Origin of the sequence: Paraburkholderia aromaticivorans (genome assembly GCF_012689525.1) — a bacterium.
Lineage (GTDB): Bacteria > Pseudomonadota > Gammaproteobacteria > Burkholderiales > Burkholderiaceae > Paraburkholderia > Paraburkholderia aromaticivorans_A.
The window spans coordinates 632,967-653,519 of sequence record NZ_CP051516.1; the positions used below are offsets into that span (position 1 = coordinate 632,967).

Here is a 20,553-nt window from a genome sequence, read left to right on the forward strand (position 1 = left end):
ATCGCCTACGACTGAATGTCTACGAGCCCCGACGGCAGCGAACTGATCCGTTTGACTTCTCGCGATTCGAGCCAGTTCGGCGTGCGCGCGCAGTACAGCACCATGGGCAACGCGTCCTCACCCCAGAACAATTGATCGTTCAGAAAGAAGGTCGGCACGCCGTAGACGCCCAGGCCGATCGCATCCGCCGTATTGCGCTGCAATTGCGCCATCACAGCCGCGCTTCTGATGATCTCCGGACCGTCGGGCATGCCCACACGGTCGCACAACTCGGCAAAGGCTGCTTCGGTGGACGGATCGCGGCCTTCACGCCAGATGAAACGGAAGATCTCGCGCACGAATTGGATGTCGCCGTTCGCCGCGGTGGCGAGCAGCAGCGGCTTCATGGAATCGAAGGGATGCGCCGGCGGCATCTTGTACGGAATGCCGAGTTGTTCCGCGCGAAACAGCGCGTGCCGGTACAGGAAGGTGCGTTTCGACGGCACGCCATAAGCTGGCCGCTGTCCCCAGTGACGATACAGATCGTTCAGTACGACCGGCGTGAACGCGAAGTCGAAACCCGGCCATTTGTCGTGCTGCTCCAGCAACAGGTAGGTGAACGGCGAGACAAAGTCGTAAAACCACAGCGGTTGCCTGACGTCGATGCCAACGGTCATAAATGTCTCCCGAATTGCCTGTTCCGCACGGCGCATCTGCTGGACCGTCGGATTTGTAATGATCTTACGCGGTGCAGCCGCGGCTTGCACCCGTCAATATGGTTTGGCGCTGTGGTCCTCGCGCGTTTCGCCGATTTCGGCCGCTTCGTTCGCGTCGGGTGGCGTGGGCTTTGTGCCACGTTCGCCTGAACCGGTCTCCGCGTTTTCCGCTTCGCTACCGGCATCGTCGCGCTGGGCGTCGCGGGCCTGAGTGAGCCGCTGACGCACGAAGCCGATATGCTCGCGCAGCACGTAGAACTGATCCGCATAGGCGAGCGGCATCTTCAGACCGTTGACGGACTCCTCGATCGCGTCGAGCCGTTCGATTAGCGAGGCGCGTTCGCTGGGCGAATGGTCACTGAGCGCGTTGCGTTCGATCGCGATCAGCGCGCCGTACCAGCGGTAAATGCGCGATTTCACCCGCCATGCATATAACGACGGCACCAGACGCAAGGCCGGCACCAGCAACACGATCAGCGGTACCACGACCACCAGCAAGCGGTCGGCGAGACTCGCGAGCCAGAACGGCAGGATCCGGTAGAGGAAGCTCTTGCCCGACTTGTAGTAGCGTGCGGCGTCGTCGCTGATGGGGAAATCGTGCGCGAGCGGTGCGGGGAATTCACCGGCGCGCTGCATGATGTTCGCCTTGCCATGCACCTCGCGCGCGGCTTCGATCAACAGGTCGGACAGCGCGGGGTGCAGCGAGTCGCGCGCCACCAGCTCGGCGGTCGGCGCCACCATATGAATCGGCGCGGACGGCAGGTTCTTGCCGAGGTCGAACGCGCCCATCGGCATTTCGAGTTGCGTCAGGTAGGGAAAGCGGCGCGTGTAGGCGTCGGCTTGCGAGAAATCGTAGAGCTGCACGTTCGGCGTGCGGTAGAGCTTGCCCATCACCGCGGGTTGCGCCGAATCGCCCGCGAGGAACGCTGCGTCGACCTTGCCGGAGACGAGTGCTTCGGCGGCGTCGTCGCCAGAGAGCGGCAGCAGTTTGGTCGCGCCGCCCGGCACGATGCCGTTGGCCTTGAGCAGCGCGAGCGCCAGTTCGCGCGTGCCGCTGCCTTCGGCGCCGACCGCGAGCCGCTCGCCCTTGAATTCGGAAAGCCGCGTGACGGCCGGCCCGTGATAGAAGATCGCGAGCGGCACATAGGCCACGCTGCCGAGCGACATCAGCCCTTCGGCCGCCGGGCCGGGCGCGACGCCGTCCTGCACGAAGCCGACATCGACGCCCGACTTCGGGTCGGACAGCCGCTTGAGGTTCTGCAGCGAACCTTCGGACGACAGCACGTTCATCGTGATGCGGTTGCGGGCCAGAATCGCCTTGTACTTTTGCGCCGCGGTCCAGAAGGTGCTGCCTTCGGGGCCGGCGCTGATGGTCAGCGTGCTGGGCGGCGCCGGCTGGATCAGCCGCACGGCGACCCAGATCGCGACGGCGACGATCAGCAGGATCGGCCCGAACGAGACCGCGAGATCACGCCAGGAGATCGCGACAAAACGGGCGACGAGACGGGGAGGGCTTTTGCGGCCGGTGGCTGGCTTCATCGGATGACGTGACGGCTACGGTCGAAAGTGAACAGGGGCGGCGCTCTGCGGCGCGCAAACCGGGGCGAAACGCTCGCGCCGGCCCGGCTGCCGTGAATGGCGCGCAAGCCGCGCGGCAGTGCGGCAGCGCGCGTCGCGCCGATGGTACCTGAGATTCGCCGTCCGGCGGAACGCGCGGCGGCGGCCAGCGCCGACAAACCCGTAACAAATCGTGAACGTGGCGTGACTGTCCGCGCGCCTGACGCTATTCACGCCGCTGAGTATGACTAAACCCGACTAAACCCTTTGCGCTTCTGGCCCGGCTAGATTAAATTGTGCATCGCTGCCGCGAACGGATGTTTGCGCGGCGCGACCCGGCACGATACACAAGAACCGGGCGCGTCGGCGGACCTCGCGGCTTGCCGGTTTTCGTACCGCACTGCATGCCCGTCATCGCAGGCGGCAACGGCAACCGGCCTCTCTCGCCTCTCGCACATCGTGTTACAGCCATAGTCGGCCGTTGCTCGGGCGCGCCTTGTCGCGCGCGCCTGGCATGGCCGCCGGAAGTCGTAACGAAGCCGCTTGTATATGCGGTCCAATGTGAAGCAAAGGAGAAGAAAAGCTATGAAATCGGTCGGTTTTCTGAAAACGCTGGGCTCGGTTGTGGCAATGGTAGTGGCGTGCAATGTGTACGCTCAGGCAAGCGACGCAACGGCAACCGGCACGACCGCCGCGCCGGCTGCCAGCGCCACGTCGACCAAGAAGGCGAACAGCCAGCTGGGCCGCAAGGTGCGTAGCGCGCTGGCCAAGGCGCAAGGCATCGACGTGTCGAACATCGCCGTGCGTGCTCGTGGCGGCGCGGTGACCCTCACGGGTTCGGTGCCTGACCAAGGCCAGATCGACGCTGCCGGCCAGGCCGCCAAGGGCGTCGCCGGCGTGACGTCGGTGTCGAACAAGCTGACCGTTGTGCAGCAGTAAGCAGGCTGCGGCACCTGGCGCGGGCGGTTCACGCCGTCATGCGCCATCGTGATGCAGACGTGCACCAAGGTTCCGGCAAAAAACCGGAGCCTTTTTTTATTCTATTTGGCGATTATTGAAGCGGCGATGCTGGGGCCCAGCCGTTTCGAACGGGATGGCGGCGCGGCCACGGTCCGTCTGTGCGCTGTGACACACTGCTGACGCGTTGCGAAGCGTACTGTGATGCGTAGGGAACCGGAGTCAACGCCATGGAAACCTCGCTTTTGCGCTACACCGATCTGCCCATTGGCGATCGGGCGGCTTTCGAACTGGTGTGCGCGCGGCACGGTTTTGCACCGGTGCATTTCGATATCAGTGCCTGCGCGGATCCGAGCGACGCGGCGCATGAGCGTCTCGTCACCGTGCGGCGCGGCGGCTGGGCGCAGTCCTATCACGATCGTCACGGTCAATGGATCCGGCAGTTCGAGTCCGATCTGACCTGCCGGTTCTTCAAGTAGCCGCTGGACTTTCGAGCCGGCGCGCGTCGATATTCTTGACGCGGTTTCACGCCAGCACGAGGCGCACGCCGACTAGCGTGAGCGTGGCGGCGAGCAGGTTGCGCAGCAGCGCGTCCGGCGCGCGCGACGACAGATAACTGCCGATCGCGATGCCCGGCAGCGACCCCACCAGCAACGACAGCAGCATCGACCAGTCGATCGAGCCCAGCAGCCAGTGGCCCGCGCCCGCTAGCAGGGTGAGCGGCACCGCGTGCGCGATGTCCGACCCGACAATGCGCGTGGTCGGCAGCAGCGGATAGAGCAGCAACAACACCGTCACGCCGATCGCGCCCGCCCCGACCGAAGTCAACGACACCAGCACGCCGAGCACCGCGCCGGTCAGCATGGTGAGCGCGAGCGTGCGTCCCTGACGCGGCGTGCGCTGTTTGCGCGCGCCGAGCGCCGCGAGTTGCGGACGAAACACCAGCGCCACCGCCGTCACCAGCAACGCCGCGCCGAGCACGACCTGGATCAGCCGGCTGGCGCCCGGCGTGTCCATCCCATAACGATGCAGCAGGATCAGCGTGATGGTGGCGGCCGGCACGCTGCCGGCGGCGAGGCGCAGCGTGATCTGCCAGTCGACCGAGCCTTTCAGGCCGTGCACGAGCGTGCCGGTCGCCTTGGTGGCCGCCGCATACAGCAGGTCGGTGCCGACCGCGGTGGCCGGATGCACATTGAACAGCAGGACCAGGATCGGCGTCATCAGCGAGCCGCCGCCGACGCCCGTCAGTCCGACCAGAAAGCCGACGAACAGGCCGGAGACGGAGTACAGCAGATCGATGTGGGGAAGTGCCATTGAGCGGACCGCTGGCGGTCGGGTGGGTTGGACGGGTTATGGGCGGCAAGGCCGGCGCGCCGGCCTTCGACAGTCGATGGAGGGCGGCGGGAAGGCCGCCGCGGCGCGGCGAAAGCCGCTATTGTCGCAAAACTGCCGCGTTCGCGTATGAAGCGGTGTGCTGCGCCGCCTGCATACGGTCGATCAGCGCGAGTACTTCGGGCCGGGTCTCGCCTTTCGCGTGCACGAAGTGGTACGTCAGTGGCGAGGCGACTTCATGGCGGCTGACGCGCACGAGGCCGCTGCGCTGCAGATAGGCGTCGGCGAGCGGCACACGCGCCAGCGCCACGCCGAGTCCCGCTTCCGCGGCGGCCAGCACCAGCGTGTAGTCTTCGAATCGCCGGTCCTGCAGGCGCGGTTTCAACGGCATGCCCAGCGCATCGAACCATGCGCGCCAGCCGGTCACGTCCGAGTCGTGCAGCAGCGGCACGTCCAGCAGCGCCGCGTCGCCGCGCTTATGCCGCTGCTTCGCCAGTTGCGCGGCCAGTGCGGGATGCGCCACCGGATACAGGGTCTCCGGCAGGAACGGCTTGACCTCCAGATGACGCCAGTTGCCACGCCCGTAGCGAATGGCCAGATCCGCGTCGCCGCTGACGATGTCGGCGTTGCGGTGGTCGATGTCGAGCTGGATGCGCAGCGCCGGCGCCTCGGTTTCGAACGCCGCCTGGCGCTCGAAGAACCACAGCTTGGCGAACGCGGGCACCACGCTCAGCTTGACCAGTTGCGGGCTGCGCGGCGAGCGCCACTGGTCCGCCGCGCTGTCGATGATGCCAAAAGCCTGCTCGATCCGGCCGACAAACCGCTGCCCGTCCGGTGTCAGCCGCACGCCGCGGGCATGGCGTTCGAACAGCGTCATGCCAAGCCAGTTTTCAACCGCGGCGATTCGCCGGCTGATCGCGCCATGCGTGAGGCCGGCGGCTTCCGCGGCGGCGAGGAACGAGCCTTCGCGGGCGACGTGGCAGACGGTTTCGAGGCTGGCGAGTGGCGGCCGGGCTGATGCGGCGTGTGGCGAGGTGTGAGCCATATTCACATCACAGTGTTCATTTGTGTTCTAGCTTAGCAGCTCATGCCAAGGCACGATCGCGCTATGAACACACTGACTTCGCCCCGTCCCTCGCGCTTTGCGCGTCAGCCGCTGTTGGCGGCAGGTGCGGTCGCCTTCACGATTGTCTCGTGGGCGTCCGCGTTTCCATTCATCCGCATCGGCTTGCAAGGCTTGCCGCCTTTGCAACTGGCGTCGGCGCGATTCGCCACGGCGGTGCTGCTGGTGCTCGTGTGGCTCGCCTACCGGCGCCCGCGTCTGCCGACATGGCCCGACGGCCTGCGCTTCGCGTTGTGCGGTTTTCTCGGCATCGCGCTCTACAACGCGCTGCTCAATACCGGTGAAAAGACGGTGGCTGCGGGCGCGGCGAGTTTCATCGTCAATACGCTGCCGATTTTTACGGCGCTGCTGGCAGCCGTCCTACTCGGCGAGCGTTTCAACCGCTGGGGATGGCTCGGTTCGCTGATAAGCCTCGCGGGTATCGCCCTGATTGCGCGCGGCCAGCCGGGCGGCCTGACGCTCGGCGCGGGCAGCACCCTGATTCTCGGCGCCGCGCTGTGTTCCGCGAGTTACTTCGTGCTGCAGCGGCGTCTGATTCCGGTCTACGGCGCGCTGACCTGCACCGCCTACACATTGCTGGCCGGCGCGCTGCTGCTGACGCCATGGCTGCCGGGCGCGTTGCATTCGCTCGACGGCGCGCCGCCCGGCACGCTGCAGGCGGTGCTAGTGCTCGGCGTGTTTCCGGCGGCGCTCGGTTATGCGACGTGGACCTTCGCGCTCGGTCATTTCGGCGCGGCGCGCGCGGCCAATTTTCTCTATCTGACGCCGGCCGTGGCGACAGCGTTGTCCGCGCTGCTGACCGGTGAGCGCCCGGGGCTCGCGACGCTATGCGGTGGGTTGTTGGCGATTGCCGGCGTGGTGGTCGTGGCGTTGCGCGGGCGTTCGTGAAACTGAGGACGCAGCCGCAGCGCTAGCACGTGGCGCTGTGCGCTGAGGCCCGCTCAAAGTGCCCGGCGAATTTCCACGACGCCGAACGCCGCCAGCGTGAACCCGACAATCCGGTCGATGGCCACGCGTAGTTTGCTGCCGATCGCATGGCGCGCGAGCGACACCACGGTCACGAGAAAACACCACCACGCGATCGAACCGCAAAACACGCCGCCGACCGTGGTCAGCGCGATGCTCGATGAAAACGCGCCGCGCGGGGCAAGCGTCGTGAACAGCGCGGCGAACATGATGACCGTTTGCGGATTGGTCAGCGTGAGCAGCAATGAACTCGCGTACGCGCGCAGCGTGCCGGCGCGGCCCACTTGTGCGAGCTTGCCGTCGCCGTTGTTTGCATCGTTACCAGTGCCGTTCGACGCGTCGGCGGGCGCTTTCTGCAGCAGCGTGCGCACACCCAGATACAACAGGAACAACCCGGCGAGCAGATGCAAGGGCCGGTCGTACGCGAGCATGAACTGCGAGATGCTGACGAGGCCGAGCGCCGCGATCAGTCCATAGGCGGCATCGCCGGTTGCGATGCCGAAACCGATGGCGAGTCCGGCACGCGGACCGCCGGTCAGCGTGCGGCGGATACACAGCATGCCCATCGGGCCGACCGGCGCGGCAATCGCGAGGCCGACGCCTGCGGCGGTGAGGAAGAGGCTGGTGGCGGACATGGCGATCTCTGGTTGATTGTTCTGGTTCGTGCCGCGATTCGGATGCTGCGGAGATGCTTGCGGCTGGCAAGCCCTTGAGCATAGCCAGGCCGGAAAAACTGGGCAAGTGTGGGCGTGATCGCAGTTTGAGGCGGCTCAAACGGCTCAAACGGCTCGACCGACCCAAGCAGCTCCCGCCGTGGATACCCTGAGATCGACTCGGCCGCCGTCATCGTCGGGCATAATTTTCCCACTTCAAACCTTGGGAGCACGCCCGCTCATGTGGCAGATCGATCAGGTGACCTTGCGCTTGTTCATTGCCGTCTGCGAGGAAGGCACGATCGCGCGCGCGGCTGAACGCGAGTTCATCGCGCCGTCGGCGGTCAGCAAGCGGCTCGCCGATCTCGAGGCGCTGGTCGACGTCGCGTTGCTCTCGCGCAGCCAGCGCGGCGTGCGCGCGACCGCCGCCGGTGAGGCGCTGCTGCGGCATGCGAGGCTCATCATGCGCGGCCACGAACGCCTGCAGGCCGAACTCAGCGAATACGCGGCCGGCGCGCGTGGCCATGTGCGCGTGCTGGCGAACGTGTCGTCGATGGTCGAGTTTCTGCCCGAGGCGCTGTCGGCGTTTCTGAAGGCGAACCCGCGAATTCGCGTGGACGTCGAAGAGCGCGTGAGCGCGGAAATCGTGCGAGGGCTGGAAGAGGGCGTCGCCGATCTCGGCATTTGCCGCGACGTCGTGCCGATGGGCAGTCTCGACGTCGTGCCCTATCGTGCCGATCACCTCGCGCTGATCGTGCCGCGCGATCATCCGCTCGCGGGCGAGGCCGCGATCAGTTTCGAGCAGACGCTGGCGTTCGACCACCTCGGACTGTCGTCGAATGCGTCCGTGAATGCGCTGATGCAGCGCATCGCGGTGGAAAAGGGCCGCGAACTTAACTATCGCACCTACGTGTCGACGTTCGACGCCGCCTATCGTTTCATCCAGGCCGGTCTCGCCGTCGCGATCCTGCCGCGCGAAGCGCTGCCCCGTCATGCCGCCGACGAATACGGCATCATGGCCGTGCCCTTGCGCGAAGCCTGGGCCGAACGGCGCTTCGTGATTTGCATGCGCGACCGCCAGGCGCTGACGCTCGCGGCGTCGCATCTGCTCGATCATCTGTTGAACGCGGCTTGAGCGCCTAAGCCCAAACTCGGCCCCGATCTGCCTGCTGTCCTCACTCTGAAAAGCCCTTAAGGGTTTCCCCTTTGCGACGGCTCACGCCCGTCCCGCCTGCCTGAGCCGCCATCGCGAGCGGCGATGGAGTGCGTCGCCAACGCAGACTTTCCCGCGCAGTGATGCGCGGGCACGCTGTCACTCAGTTGCTTCATTCCCCGCATTCTCCGCGGCATCCAAGACCGGGATTCAAGACCATGAGTGACATCCAGGAGTGCGTCGTCGTGACCGAAGTCGGTATGCGAGACGGTCTGCAAAGCATCGCCCGCACGATGCCCACCGCGTTCAAACGGCGCTGGATCGACGCCGCGTATGCCGCCGGCGTGCGCCATATGGAAGTCGCCTCCTTCGTGCCGGCGAAACTGCTGCCGCAGATGGCCGACGCCGACGAAGTTATCGCCCACGCGCTCACCTACGACGATCTGATCGTGACGGCGCTGGTGCCTAACCTGAAGGGCGCGCAACGTGCGCTCGAATCCGGCGTGCACCGGATCGTCGCGCCGATTTCGGTAAGCACCGCGCATAGCCTCGCGAACGTGCGCAAGACGCCGGCCGAAATGATCGAGGCGCTCGCGGCGATGCGCGAGTTGATCGACGGCGCGTCGAAAGCGGGCGCGCGGCGCGTCGAACTGATCGCCGGGTTATCGACGGTGTTCGGTTGCACGCTGCAAGGCGCCGTGCCGTACGCGGATATCGCCGCGATCGCGGGCGCCGCGGTGCAAGCGGGCGCCGATGTGATCGCGCTCGGCGACACCACCGGCGAAGCGACGCCGCGCCAGATCGGCGAGGTCATCGAACTGGTGCGCGACGTCGTGGGCGGCAAGCTGCGCTCGCTGCATTTCCACGATACGCGCGGTCTCGGTCTCGCGAATACGCTGGTCGCGCTGCAACACGGCATCCGCGAATTCGACGCGTCGCTTGCCGGGCTCGGCGGCTGTCCGCATGCGCCCGGCGCGACCGGCAACGTCAACACCGAAGACCTCGTGTTCATGCTCGACAGCATGGGCTATGAGACCGGCATCGACCTCGACCGTCTGCTCGCGTCGCGCGCCGTGCTCGCCGACGCTTTGCCCGGCGAACCGCTGTACGGCTATCTGGCGCGCGCCGGCTTGCCGAAGCAGTTCAGCGCGGCCCGTCAACGTTTCGAATCCTCCGACTCGCAGGTACTGCAATGAATCCGCTTTCTTCTACTTCAGCCGCTGCTGCTGCTTCCTTGCCGCAGCCGGGCGCGCTGCCGCTCGCGGGCATTCGCGTGATCGAGTTGTCGCATATGGTGATGGGTCCGACCTGCGGGATGATTCTCGGCGACCTCGGCGCCGAAGTGATCAAGGTCGAGCCGCCGCGCGGCGACGGCACGCGCCGTCTGCTCGGCACCGGCGCGGGTTTTTTTCGTACCTTCAATCGCAACAAGAAGAGCGTGGCGCTCGACCTCGATAGCGAAGCGGGACTGGCCGCGCTGCGCAAGCTGGTCGATAGCGCCGATGTGTTCGTCGAGAACTTCAAGCCGGGCCGCATGGCGAACCTCGGTCTCGATTACGCTTCGTTGCGCGAGCGCAATCCGAAGCTCATCTACGTCTCGCACAAGGGCTTCCTGAGCGGTCCGTATGAACACCGTCTCGCCCTCGACGAAGTCGTGCAGATGATGGCCGGCCTTGCCTACATGACCGGACCGGTGGGCCGTCCGCTGCGCGCGGGCAGTTCGGTCAACGACATCATGGGCGGCATGTTCGGTGCGATCGGCGTGCTCGCCGCGTTGCACGAACGGCACGCGAGCGGACGCGGCAAGGAAGTGCAGAGCGCGTTATTCGAGAACTGCGTGCTGCTGTCCGCGCAGCACATGCAGCAGTTTGCCGCGACCGGCGTGCCGGCGGCGCCGATGCCCGAGCGCATCAGCGCATGGGCCGTGTACGACGTGTTCACGCTCGCCAACGGCGAGCAGATGTTCATCGCCGCGACCGGCGACGGGCAGTGGCGCGCGCTGTGCGCGATTCTCGGCCGCGCGGATCTGTTGGCCGACCCGCGCCTCACCACCAACAACGACCGCGTGCTGGCGCGCGAATGGCTGTTGAAGACGCTCGGCGAAACGCTGAGCCAGTTCAAAGGCGCGGCGCTGGTGCCGCAGTTCGAGCGCGACCATATCCCGTTCGCGTCGATCACGAAGCCCGAAGAGCTGTTCGACGATCCGCATCTGAACGAGAGCGGCGGTCTGGCTCGCCTGACGCTCGACGACGGCAGCGAAACCGCCATGCCTCTGCTGCCGATTTCACTCGACGGGGCGCGTCTGCAGCCGCGTCAACCGATCGCGAAGATCGGCGAGCACACCGCGCAAGTGCTGCGCGACCTGGGCTATGACGAAGCGCAGGTCGCGGCGCTGGGCGGCGGCTCGAATCAGGTGCCGCGTGAAGCAGCGTGAAGTCATTGCCTGAGCGCGGCGATGCTCGATGCATCGAACGCAGTCAAATCAATCTCATCCGGCGCAAGACCGGACAAAGGAGACAGACGATGAAGTCGTCGAATCAAGCGGTATATGCAACGGCGGTCGGCGATGCCGGCGCGCTCGGCGGATTGCCCTCTGGCGCGGGCGCATCGGCGGACGGCCGCGCGGACGAAATCGCGCTCGATGGCGCGCGTATTTCCGCGCGGCTCGACCGCCTGCCGGCCACGCGTTCGATCTGGAAGCTGGTAATGCTGCTGAGCCTCGGGCTCTTCTTCGAACTGTACGACCTGATGTTCTCCGGCTACATCGCCCCGGGACTCGTGCGCAGCGGCATTCTCACCGCGACCACGCACGGCCTGTTCGGCACGAGCGGCGTGGCGAGTTTCATTGCGGCGTTGTTCGCGGGCCTGTTCATCGGCACGGCGGCGTGCGGGTTTCTCGCCGACCGTTTTGGCCGGCGAGCGATCTTCACTTGGTCGCTGCTCTGGTACACGGCGGCCAACATCATCATGGCGTTTCAGGACACAGCGCTCGGGCTCAATCTCTGGCGTTTCATCGCGGGCATCGGCATTGGCGTGGAGATCGTCACGATCGGCACGTACATCTCCGAACTCGTGCCGAAGCATGTGCGCGGCCGGGCGTCGGCATGCTCGCAGGCGGTCGGCTTTTGCGCGGTGCCGATCGTCGCGTTTCTCTCGTATCTGCTGGTGCCGCATCGTTACTTCGGTCTGGATGGCTGGCGTCTGGTTGTGCTGACGGGCGTGGTCGGCGCGATCGTGGTGTGGTGGATCCGTTTGCGTTTGCCGGAGAGCCCGCGCTGGCTCGCGCAGAAAGGCCGCATTGACGAAGCGGACGCGATCATGACGCGGCTCGAAGCACGCGTAGAGCGTGAATACGGACGACCGTTGCCGGAACCGGCCTTGCCCGAACCGGTGCGCGCACGGGCGGCGTTTCGCGATCTGCTGGTGCCGCCGTATCGCAAGCGCACGCTGATGCTGATCATCTTCCACGTGTTTCAGACGATGGGCTATTACGGCTTCGCGAACTGGATTCCGACCTTGCTGATCAAGCAGGGCATCACGGTGACGACGAGTCTGATGTACGCGAGCATCATCGCGATTGCCGCGCCGCTCGGGCCATTGCTGGGATTGCTGATTGCCGACCGCTTCGAGCGCAAGACGGTGATCATCTGCATGGCGGGCGTGAATGTGGTGTGCGGGCTGGCGTTTAGCCAGGCGCGCGAGACGGTCTTGCTGGTGAGCCTGGGCGTGTGTCTCGTGCTAGCGGGAAATATTATTTCGTATAGCTATCACGCGTATCAGGCCGAGTTGTTTCCGACCAGTATCCGGGCGCGGGCAGTGGGATTCGTTTATTCGTGGAGCCGGATTTCGGCGATGTTCTCCGCGTTCGTGATCGCGGGATGTTTGAGCCGCTTTGGCGTGGACGGCGTGTTCGTGTTTATCTCCGGTGCGATGGCGGTGGTGATGCTGGCCATTGGGACGCTTGGGCCGAAGACACGAGATGTGGCGCTGGAAGATATTTCGAAGTAATTCGTTGAGGAGAATGCCCGCCTGTGTGGGCGGGCTTGCTCGCTTTAGTGCTTCTTCTGGGTCGCTGACACGCTCGGTGCTATGCGGATCGGCGGCGCGCCGGATGGCGAAGTGGCCGGTTGGGGTTTCTTCGCCTGCTTCGGTTTCTTGACTTCGCGGTTACTGCGCATTTGACCTTTTGCCATGATGGACTCCCCAATTGGCGGTTTTTGCTCCGAAAGGGAGCAATAAGGTAGTGTGCGCCTGTTTTGTGCTTTACGTTGGGGTTTCTAGCTTTAAGCCGCTTACCTGGCGGTGGTCCAGGCGAGGCTCACATCAGGCCAGGCAGCCTGGCCGGAGCGCAAGTCATGCAAGAGATTTGACCGGTTTTTTCCAGAGCGATGAAAGCGATCGCCAGCGCCACGAGAATCATGGACCCAACGGCCAGCATCTGTTTCTTGCGCGAGCTTCGCGGAGCGACCGCGGTTTCCGCGTGCATGCCTGGTTCGGCAGCCACTGTCTGCACCGCAACTAACGGCTCCGCGTGCAGCGCGTCGACATCCTTGACGAGTTCCGACAGCACGCCCAACTTTTTACCGACAACTTTGCGTTTGAGATGAACGCGCTTAAGTTCGCTTTCGAGTTCGGTGAAGTACGACTCCAGCGAATTCGATTCGGCTTTCAACCGTTCGAGCATCGACGAGACGTCTTCGGCTGCTTCCGCTGTCGAGAGGGGAATGTGGTTCCAGCTGTCTGCGATCGGAGTTCTATAGTTCATCTGGTAGGTGGTGCTCATTTCTTACGTCGCCCATTGAGGTCGCTGGCGGATGCGCAATGACGCGATTCACGGGAAATCGGTTATGGCGCAGGTTGATATGGCGGATCACTGTGTGATCTTTTGGAGGAAAAGGAAACATTCGTCATTGCGCGCGGCGGGGGCGATCTTCTGATCGGGTCGCGCTGAATCGCGAACGGTTGCCGGAGTTAAGAGACCGTTGCGGTTCGAGACAGCAGCAAATTGTAGGCAGCTCGAATCCGCATCGCTATAAGACAAATCTCAAGGTCTTGATGCGATGCTTCGAAATCGCGACGCGACACGTTCTCGATCCGCACTTGGGTTACCTGTTTCGAGCGGCCAAAAAAATAACGTCAGCCGGCCCATGAGCCGGCTGACGTTTTTCATGTCCGCCGAGTACCCGAATTCGGGTCCATCAAACGCGCGTCTTACATGCCGACGTATCCCACCGGAGTCGTCGCGTTGGCCTTGGCGACCGACGCATTGTTCGACACCACATACACCGGCGATTCGGTCAGGTTGAGCGTCAGCACACCGTTGCTGTAGTTCGCATTGGTCGCGTTGCCCATCATGTCGACCACCTTCACGGTGCCGCTCGTGCCCGGCGCGTCGACGTTGAGGCTGTACGCGACGCTGTAGGTCGAGCTGAAGCCCGCGCTCGCGCTCCACACGTTGTTGTTGTGCGCCCACAAAGCGGTGACAACCGCGCCGTTGCCCACCTGCTGGAACGCGTAGGCGTAGACGCCGGTCGGCGTGCCGTTCACAGGACCGAGCGTCGTGGTGCCGTCGAGCGTGTGCGTCATCGCGCTGATCGCCATGGCGACCGGCTTCGGGCTGATGTTGGTCGCGCCGTACGCGCCTTGCGCATCGCTCAGGTCGAAGAAGGTGCCGTAGCCGACTTCATCCGGATAGTCCGCGCCGTAGAACACGTAGGTTTGATCCGCGCCTTCGCCGAGCGTGATGATGTGCATGCGCGCCGCGACCGCCGCTTGTGCGTACAACACGTTCGCGGTCGGATAGTTCGGGCCGTACGACGTGCCGAGGTCGTAGCTGATGCCCGCTTCCGTCGAGAACAGGTGCATGCCGGTCCGATAGTCGGTGGCCATTTCCGCGCGCAGGTCGCGCATCTGGCCGCGCAGCGAACCTTCCGCGGTGGACGGGTCGCTGTCGTAGCGCTCAGGCGGATGCGACGGCGACGTGCCCGCGTCGTAGTAACCGTGCGTGGCGACCGCGTCGATGTATTGGCCGAAGCCGAGCGGCGCGAGGCGCTTCAGGTGTGAAGTGGTCAGGCTCGGGAAGGCATCGGCCGGGCCCATCACCATCGCGTGCGGATCGGTTGAATGAATGCCCTGGTAGACCGCCTGGTACAACGCGACGAAGTTGGCGTCGGTGTCGGTCCACATCTGGTTCGGTTCCCACGTCACCTGATAGTAGTTCGCCGACTGGGTCGGGAAGTACGCAGCGCGAATCGCATTCGATTCCGTGCCGACGCGGCTCATATAGCTCTGGTAGTACGAAATATCGGTCGGCAGCGACGTGTCGTCCTGGAAGGCGCCGGTGCTGCTCGCCCAGGCCGGAATGCCGTCGAGGCGGATCAGTCGCATCACGTTGCCGCTCTTGTAGAACGGATCGAGATTGTCGGCCGACGGGTTGAACGTGTTCGGTCCGTTCGGTTCCATGGTGGAGAGCTGGCGGTCGTCGATGGTCGACGAAATGCCCAGCGCGGCGAGCAGCGGACCGTTGTCGTTCGCGCCCTGCATGCCGAAGCGATGCTGCTCCTGGCGCGCATAGGTCACGGCCGGAACGACGCCGGACAGATTCGGCGTCACGCCGAAGCTGGCGATGCCGACCGGACGTGTACCGGCTTGCGGCAACTGGCCGCCGTTCTTGGCCAGCGTGCCCGTCGCCGCGAAATAGCCGGCGAGCGTCGAGGTGCAATTGAACGTAATGGTATTCGCGCCGCTCGGCACGGCGGTGCTGCCGCTCGCGGCGACGCGGCCGAGCGTGTCGGTGACGGCCCAGTTCAACGTGTCCGCGCTCGGCGCGTTGGTGTTGAAGACGAGCTGGAAGGTGCTGCCGGAGGCGAAGATGCGCGTGCCGTCCGCGCTGGGCGTATCGGCGGAGATCGTCGCGCTGCCCGAGCCGCCCGACGTGGTGGGCGAGGCGCAGCTCATGGCCGCGGTGGCGCCGGTGGCGTTCAGTGCAACGGTGCCGGTGCTGGCGTTGCCAGCGGCAGACGAGCTGGCCGAGCTGCTCGAGTTGCTCGCACTGTTGGTGCCGTTGGACTGGGCTGCCGCGGTGCTGGCGGCGCCGTTACTGCCGCCGCCGCCGCATCCGGCGAGTGCGAGGGAGAGTGTCGAGAGTAGGAGTAGCTGTGATTTCATCAATCTGTAAGCAATGCGTTAGCTGATCATGGGTCCACGTCCTCGCGCAAAGCGCGTTGGGAGGTAGAGCGAACAGCGGGGTTCATTTGCAAGCCAGCCGATGACCGAGGCTTCGACACTGGCGTCCTGAGTACGCAGCGTTGCGGCTGCGCGAAGGTGATGCCTTCCCGGGATGTCGGCCCCGAACGCGCTTCTCTGCGGAGAAGCGTTTGTCATACGAAACCGCACCGCTTGGAGAAGCGGGTTTTGGCGGAATCGGACGACCGGGGAAGGTACGACGAAAACGGCCAGCGTGTTGAGGAGCAGCGCGATTCAGATCGCAGTACGTGAATTCACGGCGCGAGCCGATGAACTTTTTACTGTCCTGTAAGCCGGGGAAGCTCAGTTTGGGAAGAATCGACCGCAACGATACGCATTAGTATGCTTAAAAGAAGTAACGAGTCGTTACGTATGAACATTAATGCAGTACTAATTGCTTTAATCGCACGAAAACATCCGTCAGGCCAAACCAGTATTTTTCCGCCACGCCGAATTGGGGTCGTAATAATTTGAAACGGATGCCTAACTATCTGGCACGGCCAATCGACTGAGAAATGGGCGCTAGCGCTCATTAGTCAGCCGAAAAGCTCTTGGGGTTGGCGTAAAAGTGCTGGGCCTTGGGTGTAAGGTTTCCTCGCGACATGGACTTCGCAGCGGAACTGTCGCTGTTTTACGAGGACATTGACGCGCTCTGCAAAGCGGAATGCGCCAACCACGTTGTTGGATGCCGACGTTATTTTGCGTCCGCAATAACGGGGGCGGCATCCCTCCGCTGCGCAAAAAAGGCGGTTATCCAGAGAGATAAATCGTGAGGATTCTTCAACTGGTTCATGCACCGCGTTTGTCCGGGGCGGAAGTACTCGTAAAAGGATTGGCCATCCATCATCAGCGCGGTGGCCATGAAGTCTGCATGACATCGCTGCTCCCGGAGCAGGAGGATTTCGCCGCCATTCATGCAGAACTTCAGGCGGCCGGCGTCACGTGTCTGTTTCCCGAGGTTCGCTACGGCAGGGTGGGAAAGCTGTTGCACCTGTATCGCGTGGTGCGGCGGTTCCGGCCTGATTTCATCGTGGCTCACGCCACGCTTGCCGGGCTGTATGTGCGCCTTCTGCCGGTCCATACGCCGATTGCGTGGGTCATGCATTCCGGCGTCAACGATTTCGAGAACGGCGCGCTCAAGCGGGCCGAACGCCTGCTCTCGCGACGGGCGAGAGCCATCATCGGCGTGTCGCAGCAGAATATCGACGACTACCTTCGGGAGATTGGCCGGCATCCCTCCATGGTCGTGATTCCGAATGGCGTGGATGCGCAATTGTTCTCGGAAGCCAACGATGTCGTCGCGCCGGACATCGGCGTGCACCCGAAACAGATCGTCCAGCTCGGCCGCTATATCGAAGGCAAGAGCCAGCTGGACACGATCCGCGCGTTCGAGCGCGTGCTGCAATCGGAGCCGGAGGCGCGTCTGTTGTTCTGCGGTGTCGTCGAAGATCTCGACTATCACAGGGCGGTGCTGTCGCTGGTTCGTCAACTCGGGCTGGAAAGCAAGGTGACGGTGGGCGGGCCGCGTTCCGACGTCGCCGCGATTCTGCGCGCCTCGCGGGTCTTCGCGATGCCGTCGCGTTTCGAAGCACAGAGCATTGGTTTTCTCGAGGCGCTTGCGTCGGGCATTCCAGTCGTGGCGAGCCGGATTCCCTCGTTCGGTTTTGCGAGCGCGTTTGCCGGCGTCAGCCTGGTCGACACGACCGACGCGGAAGCCTACGGCCGCGCGCTGTTGTACGCGCTCGACACACCGCGTGCGAACCGGCAGCTGGCCGGCTACACGCTGCACGACACCGCGGATCGTTACATGACGATCGCCCGGAAGTTCGTTCACCCGCTCCAGGTTTCGGCCTGACCTTGATCGGACCGGCCGGCCCGCGCTACTGCGCGAGCCGGTCGATTCGCACGGTCTCCGAGAAAAGCCCCGGTAGTTTGCCGAGTTCCTGAGCTTCGCCCAGCGCCAGGCCGTTTCCGGATGGATAGCGCGTGAGCGCCGGCGCGCCGCCGGTGAAATAGAAATCGCCGAGGGTCGCGTCGGTCCGTCGAAACAGCACGAGTGCCGCCCCCTGTTTGTCGCGCACGAATTCCGGAAACACATCCGACCACGACATGCCGCGCAATGTCGCCGCCTGGGCCGGCGCGCTCGCCGCGCCGCTCAGGTCGAGCGTGGCGACGTCGATCATGGCTTCTTCGCTCGATTCGTCCAGATGCGGTGTTAGCAGAATCAGCGTGTTGCTGTCGCGGCCATGCACGGCGCCCATTGTCACCTTGACGAAGTCGGGGGCGAAACTCGCCGGCAAGACGTTGCGCTCGCCGACGCTCATGCGTGTGCCCTCGTTGGCGATGAGCGTGAGCGCGAGGCGTCCGTTGGCGCCGTCCACCGCGACCAGCGAGGCGCGCGAGCCGGCCGTTTCGCGTGCCAGCAGATTGACGTTCCGCGGCAGATTTTTGGCCTGCGCCCAGAGCACCGGCGCCGATCCCGTTGAGACGCCTGATCCTTGCGCAGAAGCCATCCACAGATCGAGCCCGCTGTCGGGTCGCTTCTGCGCGATCAGCACACCGGCCCGTCCCGCTCCGGTGAAGTTCGCCGCCACATATTGCTGCGTCAGTTCCGGCCTGAACGCGCTGCTGGTCTGCAGCCAGAGGCGCGGCGCCTCGAACGAGTCGCCGGCACTGCGAAGCAACCAGAACGCGGTCCCGCCCTGGCGCGCCGCGACGATCATCAGATCCGCCTTGCCGTCGCCGTCGAAATCGCCGAGCAGGAAACGCGCGCTGTCGAAGCACAGTTTGTCGCCGGCGCAACTCGGTGCGCTCGCCTGAGGATCGAAGGGGACGACGCCCGCGTACCACAGCGCGGGCGCCGAAACCTTGGCGAGCGACGCGGCATACACGTTGAATCCCGGACCGTCGTGTTGCCGCTGGACATACACCGCGGACTGCTCGCCCGAGCCGGTGATATCACCGACCATCGCCGTGGCGAGCCTCAGGTCGTTCGCCTGGGTGCGTTGCGTGGTGGCCCAGCGGTAGCGGGTGGTCAGCGCGGTGCAGCCGCGCATGGTCAGCTTGCCGTCGTTTTCGCCGAGACAATGCCGCATCGGCGTATAGACGAGGCCGAAGTCCCACGGCGTCCAGCTTTGCGCCACGTCCCATTGATCGCAAGTCTCGGCGACCAGATAGCCGTCGCGCTCGGCAATACATTGCGACGTCGCGACGCTCACGAGCGCGGCGTTGCGCGTATTGCCGGGATACACGGTCAGTGGATCCCATCGCCATTGTTGCGTGGCCGAGTCCGTGCAGGCGGCGAGCGTCGGCGCGCGGCCCGGTCCCGCGGAAGTCAGGCAGCGGCTCGCCGCCGCGTTGAACAGTTGGATCGGATGAGACACGAAATCCGGCACGCGGCGATCGGTGCGATCGGCAAACGCGTAGCGTCGCGAAATCCAGTTGCCGTCCCATTGAAACTCGCCGAATACATGGGACGACTCGCTGCCGTCGATCGAAAAATAGCTGGCGACGATGTCGCGCTTGCGCTGCACCTCGGCGGCGGGAAGATTGCCGGGCCAGCCGCCGGTCGGATAGGTGACGTGGTAGACGATCGGCACGCCTTTGCCGAGCGTCTGCGCGACGTGGCGAGTAATGCGCGCGGAATAGATATGATCGGGATGCTCGATAAACGGCACGGTATCTGGATTGAGCGTGTAGATCAGCGTCGCCGGCGCGAGCATTACTTTTAAAGTGGCCGACAAGGAATCGCGATCGTATTTCACGCGCACGGAGCCGTCCGCGTTCATCGGATAAGTGGAGATCGTGGCGTGTTGTTCCCACAGCAGGCCAAGCGGCACGCGGCCGCCGCGCACGGCGCCGCCGGGCAGGCGAAGTTCGAGCAGGCGCACTTGCGGCTTGGACTTCAGCACCATCTGATGCACGAGCTTGCCGGCAATCGTTACGTTGGATTCGAGCCACTCGTCGGGCACGCCGGCCATGCGCGCGTAAGCGAGCCGCGAGGCCCGCTCGCGGGTTTGAACGTAAGCGAAATCCGCACCATTGGCACCGCCGATCAGATGCACCGTGGTGATGCACCAGCCTGCGTCGAGACGCTCGCTGATGGCGGGGTCCACGAACAGCAGATCGTCGTCGAGATGCGCGACCACCGTAACCAGTGTGCCGGGGCCGCAATCGGCCGCGCGCGCCGCGCCCGGCAGAAAGGCGAAGAAGAGAACCGCGAGAAAAGCAAAGAATGAATCGCGAATGAGCAGGGTTGCCGATAATCGCATAGTGATTCGAGCTCTGACGGTGAGCTCGCATCATACTGTAGCGGCCATGGCCGGCACGTTGCCGAACTCACAGTCGGCGCCGGATTGCGATCCGGCGCGGGTTCAGGCCTGCGCGACGGCTTGCACGCGTATCAGCGGAAGTAGGCTTTGGTGTTGTCGTGGACGTCCGCGCGCGCGAGCAGTTCCGAGGGCGCTAGCCAGATATATTCGCTGTGCTGCTCGGGTCGTCCGAGCGGCGCGGTGCCCGTGAGCGTCAGCGAATAGGCGAGCACGATGTAGTGCGTCGACACGTCCGGCTCGCCCGCGAAGTTGTCGCTGTAGTGATGTTCGAACACGCCTTCGAAGCGTGCCGTCGCGCGCACCAGTTTTGCGATGCCCAGCTCGGCGTCGGCGATGCGGGCAAACGCGGCGTCGAGTGTTTCGTCTTTGTGGATGCGGCCACCGGGAACGAACCAGGTGCCACGGGCAGGGCGGTTGCGGCGGCGGCCGATCAGCACGCGCCCTTGCGCATCGCTGACGATCAGATCGAACGCGACCAGGGGCGTGAGGCGGACCACGTCCAGGAAATCGATCTCGGTCAGCAGCATGTCATCTCCCCGGT

At 64.5% G+C, this 20,553-nt stretch carries 20 protein-coding genes; 9 read left to right on the forward strand and 11 right to left on the reverse strand.

All coding sequences use genetic code 11. The features are described from left to right. Positions 1-5 precede the first annotated feature (5 nt). Together HF916_RS30890 and HF916_RS30895 are read right to left on the reverse strand one after the other, a co-directional pair. On the reverse strand, positions 6-656 hold the full coding sequence (locus HF916_RS30890) for a 2-hydroxychromene-2-carboxylate isomerase (protein ID WP_168792680.1): 651 nt from the start codon (positions 654-656) through the stop codon (positions 6-8). A gap of 93 nt (positions 657-749) precedes the next feature. Further along, positions 750-2,234 carry a TAXI family TRAP transporter solute-binding subunit gene (locus tag HF916_RS30895; RefSeq protein ID WP_168792681.1) on the reverse strand — a complete coding sequence of 495 codons (1,485 nt, stop codon included), beginning with the start codon at positions 2,232-2,234 and terminating at the stop codon, positions 750-752. Positions 2,235-2,837: 603 nt separating this feature from the next. Between HF916_RS30895 and HF916_RS30900 the strand changes: the two genes are divergently transcribed. Together HF916_RS30900 and HF916_RS30905 are read left to right on the forward strand one after the other, a co-directional pair. Continuing rightward, on the forward strand, positions 2,838-3,191 hold the full coding sequence (locus HF916_RS30900; protein ID WP_168792682.1) for a BON domain-containing protein: 354 nt from the start codon (positions 2,838-2,840) through the stop codon (positions 3,189-3,191). Between the two features lie 248 nt (positions 3,192-3,439). Next, on the forward strand, positions 3,440-3,688 hold the full coding sequence (locus HF916_RS30905) for a hypothetical protein (protein WP_168792683.1): 249 nt from the start codon (positions 3,440-3,442) through the stop codon (positions 3,686-3,688). A 46-nt stretch (positions 3,689-3,734) separates the two neighbouring features. On the opposite strand, the gene HF916_RS30910 is transcribed toward HF916_RS30905, so the two are convergent. Further along, a complete protein-coding gene (locus HF916_RS30910) occupies positions 3,735-4,523 on the reverse strand; it encodes a sulfite exporter TauE/SafE family protein (protein WP_132375944.1) in 789 nt (262 codons plus the stop codon). A 118-nt stretch (positions 4,524-4,641) separates the two neighbouring features. Beyond that, entirely contained in the window at positions 4,642-5,586 is a 945-nt protein-coding gene (locus tag HF916_RS30915; protein ID WP_168795704.1) for a LysR substrate-binding domain-containing protein, read from the reverse strand. 63 nt (positions 5,587-5,649) lie between these two features. Between HF916_RS30915 and HF916_RS30920 the strand changes: the two genes are divergently transcribed. After that, on the forward strand, positions 5,650-6,552 hold the full coding sequence (locus HF916_RS30920; protein WP_168792684.1) for a DMT family transporter: 903 nt from the start codon (positions 5,650-5,652) through the stop codon (positions 6,550-6,552). A gap of 53 nt (positions 6,553-6,605) precedes the next feature. On the opposite strand, the gene HF916_RS30925 is transcribed toward HF916_RS30920, so the two are convergent. Further along, entirely contained in the window at positions 6,606-7,265 is a 660-nt protein-coding gene (locus HF916_RS30925) for a LysE family translocator (protein ID WP_168792685.1), read from the reverse strand. A 259-nt stretch (positions 7,266-7,524) separates the two neighbouring features. Here HF916_RS30925 and HF916_RS30930 point away from each other — a divergent pair, with 259 nt between their 5' ends. The 4 genes from HF916_RS30930 to HF916_RS30945 all read left to right on the forward strand — a co-directional run bounded on the left by HF916_RS30930 (position 7,525) and on the right by HF916_RS30945 (position 12,444). Beyond that, positions 7,525-8,418: a LysR family transcriptional regulator gene (locus HF916_RS30930; protein WP_168792686.1), complete on the forward strand. Its 894-nt coding sequence runs from the start codon at positions 7,525-7,527 to the stop codon at positions 8,416-8,418. A 236-nt stretch (positions 8,419-8,654) separates the two neighbouring features. Continuing rightward, the gene (locus HF916_RS30935) at positions 8,655-9,632 is read left to right on the forward strand and encodes a hydroxymethylglutaryl-CoA lyase (RefSeq protein WP_168792687.1); all 978 of its coding nucleotides are present in this window, start codon (positions 8,655-8,657) and stop codon (positions 9,630-9,632) included. Beyond that, complete coding sequence (locus HF916_RS30940) at positions 9,629-10,870, forward strand: CaiB/BaiF CoA transferase family protein (RefSeq protein ID WP_168792688.1); 1,242 nt, start codon at positions 9,629-9,631, stop codon at positions 10,868-10,870. The genes HF916_RS30935 and HF916_RS30940 overlap by 4 nt, the downstream gene beginning before the upstream one ends. Positions 10,871-10,959: 89 nt before the next feature. Next, a complete protein-coding gene (locus HF916_RS30945) occupies positions 10,960-12,444 on the forward strand; it encodes an MFS transporter (RefSeq protein ID WP_168792689.1) in 1,485 nt (494 codons plus the stop codon). A 44-nt stretch (positions 12,445-12,488) separates the two neighbouring features. On the opposite strand, the gene HF916_RS30950 is transcribed toward HF916_RS30945, so the two are convergent. The 3 genes from HF916_RS30950 to HF916_RS30960 all read right to left on the reverse strand — a co-directional run bounded on the left by HF916_RS30950 (position 12,489) and on the right by HF916_RS30960 (position 15,246). Continuing rightward, positions 12,489-12,629 (reverse strand): hypothetical protein, encoded by a 141-nt coding sequence (locus tag HF916_RS30950; protein ID WP_168792690.1) that lies wholly within the window; start codon positions 12,627-12,629, stop codon positions 12,489-12,491. Positions 12,630-12,754: 125 nt separating this feature from the next. Then, a complete protein-coding gene (locus HF916_RS30955; RefSeq protein WP_206002017.1) occupies positions 12,755-13,201 on the reverse strand; it encodes a hypothetical protein in 447 nt (148 codons plus the stop codon). Between the two features lie 446 nt (positions 13,202-13,647). Next, positions 13,648-15,246, reverse strand: a complete 1,599-nt coding sequence (locus HF916_RS30960) for a hypothetical protein (protein ID WP_240975760.1) — start codon at positions 15,244-15,246, stop codon at positions 13,648-13,650. On the opposite strand from HF916_RS30960, the gene HF916_RS51080 reads away from it, so the two are divergent. Beyond that, on the forward strand, positions 15,230-15,613 hold the full coding sequence (locus HF916_RS51080) for a hypothetical protein (protein WP_240975761.1): 384 nt from the start codon (positions 15,230-15,232) through the stop codon (positions 15,611-15,613). The genes HF916_RS30960 and HF916_RS51080 overlap by 17 nt on opposite strands. A gap of 762 nt (positions 15,614-16,375) precedes the next feature. Here the strand turns inward: HF916_RS51080 and HF916_RS51085 are convergent. Next, positions 16,376-16,543: a hypothetical protein gene (locus HF916_RS51085; RefSeq protein ID WP_240975886.1), complete on the reverse strand. Its 168-nt coding sequence runs from the start codon at positions 16,541-16,543 to the stop codon at positions 16,376-16,378. On the opposite strand from HF916_RS51085, the gene HF916_RS30965 reads away from it, so the two are divergent. Further along, positions 16,466-17,536: a glycosyltransferase family 4 protein gene (locus HF916_RS30965; protein WP_240975838.1), complete on the forward strand. Its 1,071-nt coding sequence runs from the start codon at positions 16,466-16,468 to the stop codon at positions 17,534-17,536. The genes HF916_RS51085 and HF916_RS30965 overlap by 78 nt on opposite strands. Before the next feature lie 25 nt (positions 17,537-17,561). Here the strand turns inward: HF916_RS30965 and HF916_RS30970 are convergent, their stop codons facing one another. Both HF916_RS30970 and HF916_RS30975 read right to left on the reverse strand, forming a co-directional pair. After that, a complete protein-coding gene (locus tag HF916_RS30970; RefSeq protein ID WP_168792694.1) occupies positions 17,562-19,952 on the reverse strand; it encodes a PIG-L family deacetylase in 2,391 nt (796 codons plus the stop codon). 131 nt (positions 19,953-20,083) lie between these two features. Then, positions 20,084-20,536 (reverse strand): GDP-mannose mannosyl hydrolase, encoded by a 453-nt coding sequence (locus HF916_RS30975; protein ID WP_168795705.1) that lies wholly within the window; start codon positions 20,534-20,536, stop codon positions 20,084-20,086. Positions 20,537-20,553: the final 17 nt, after the last annotated feature.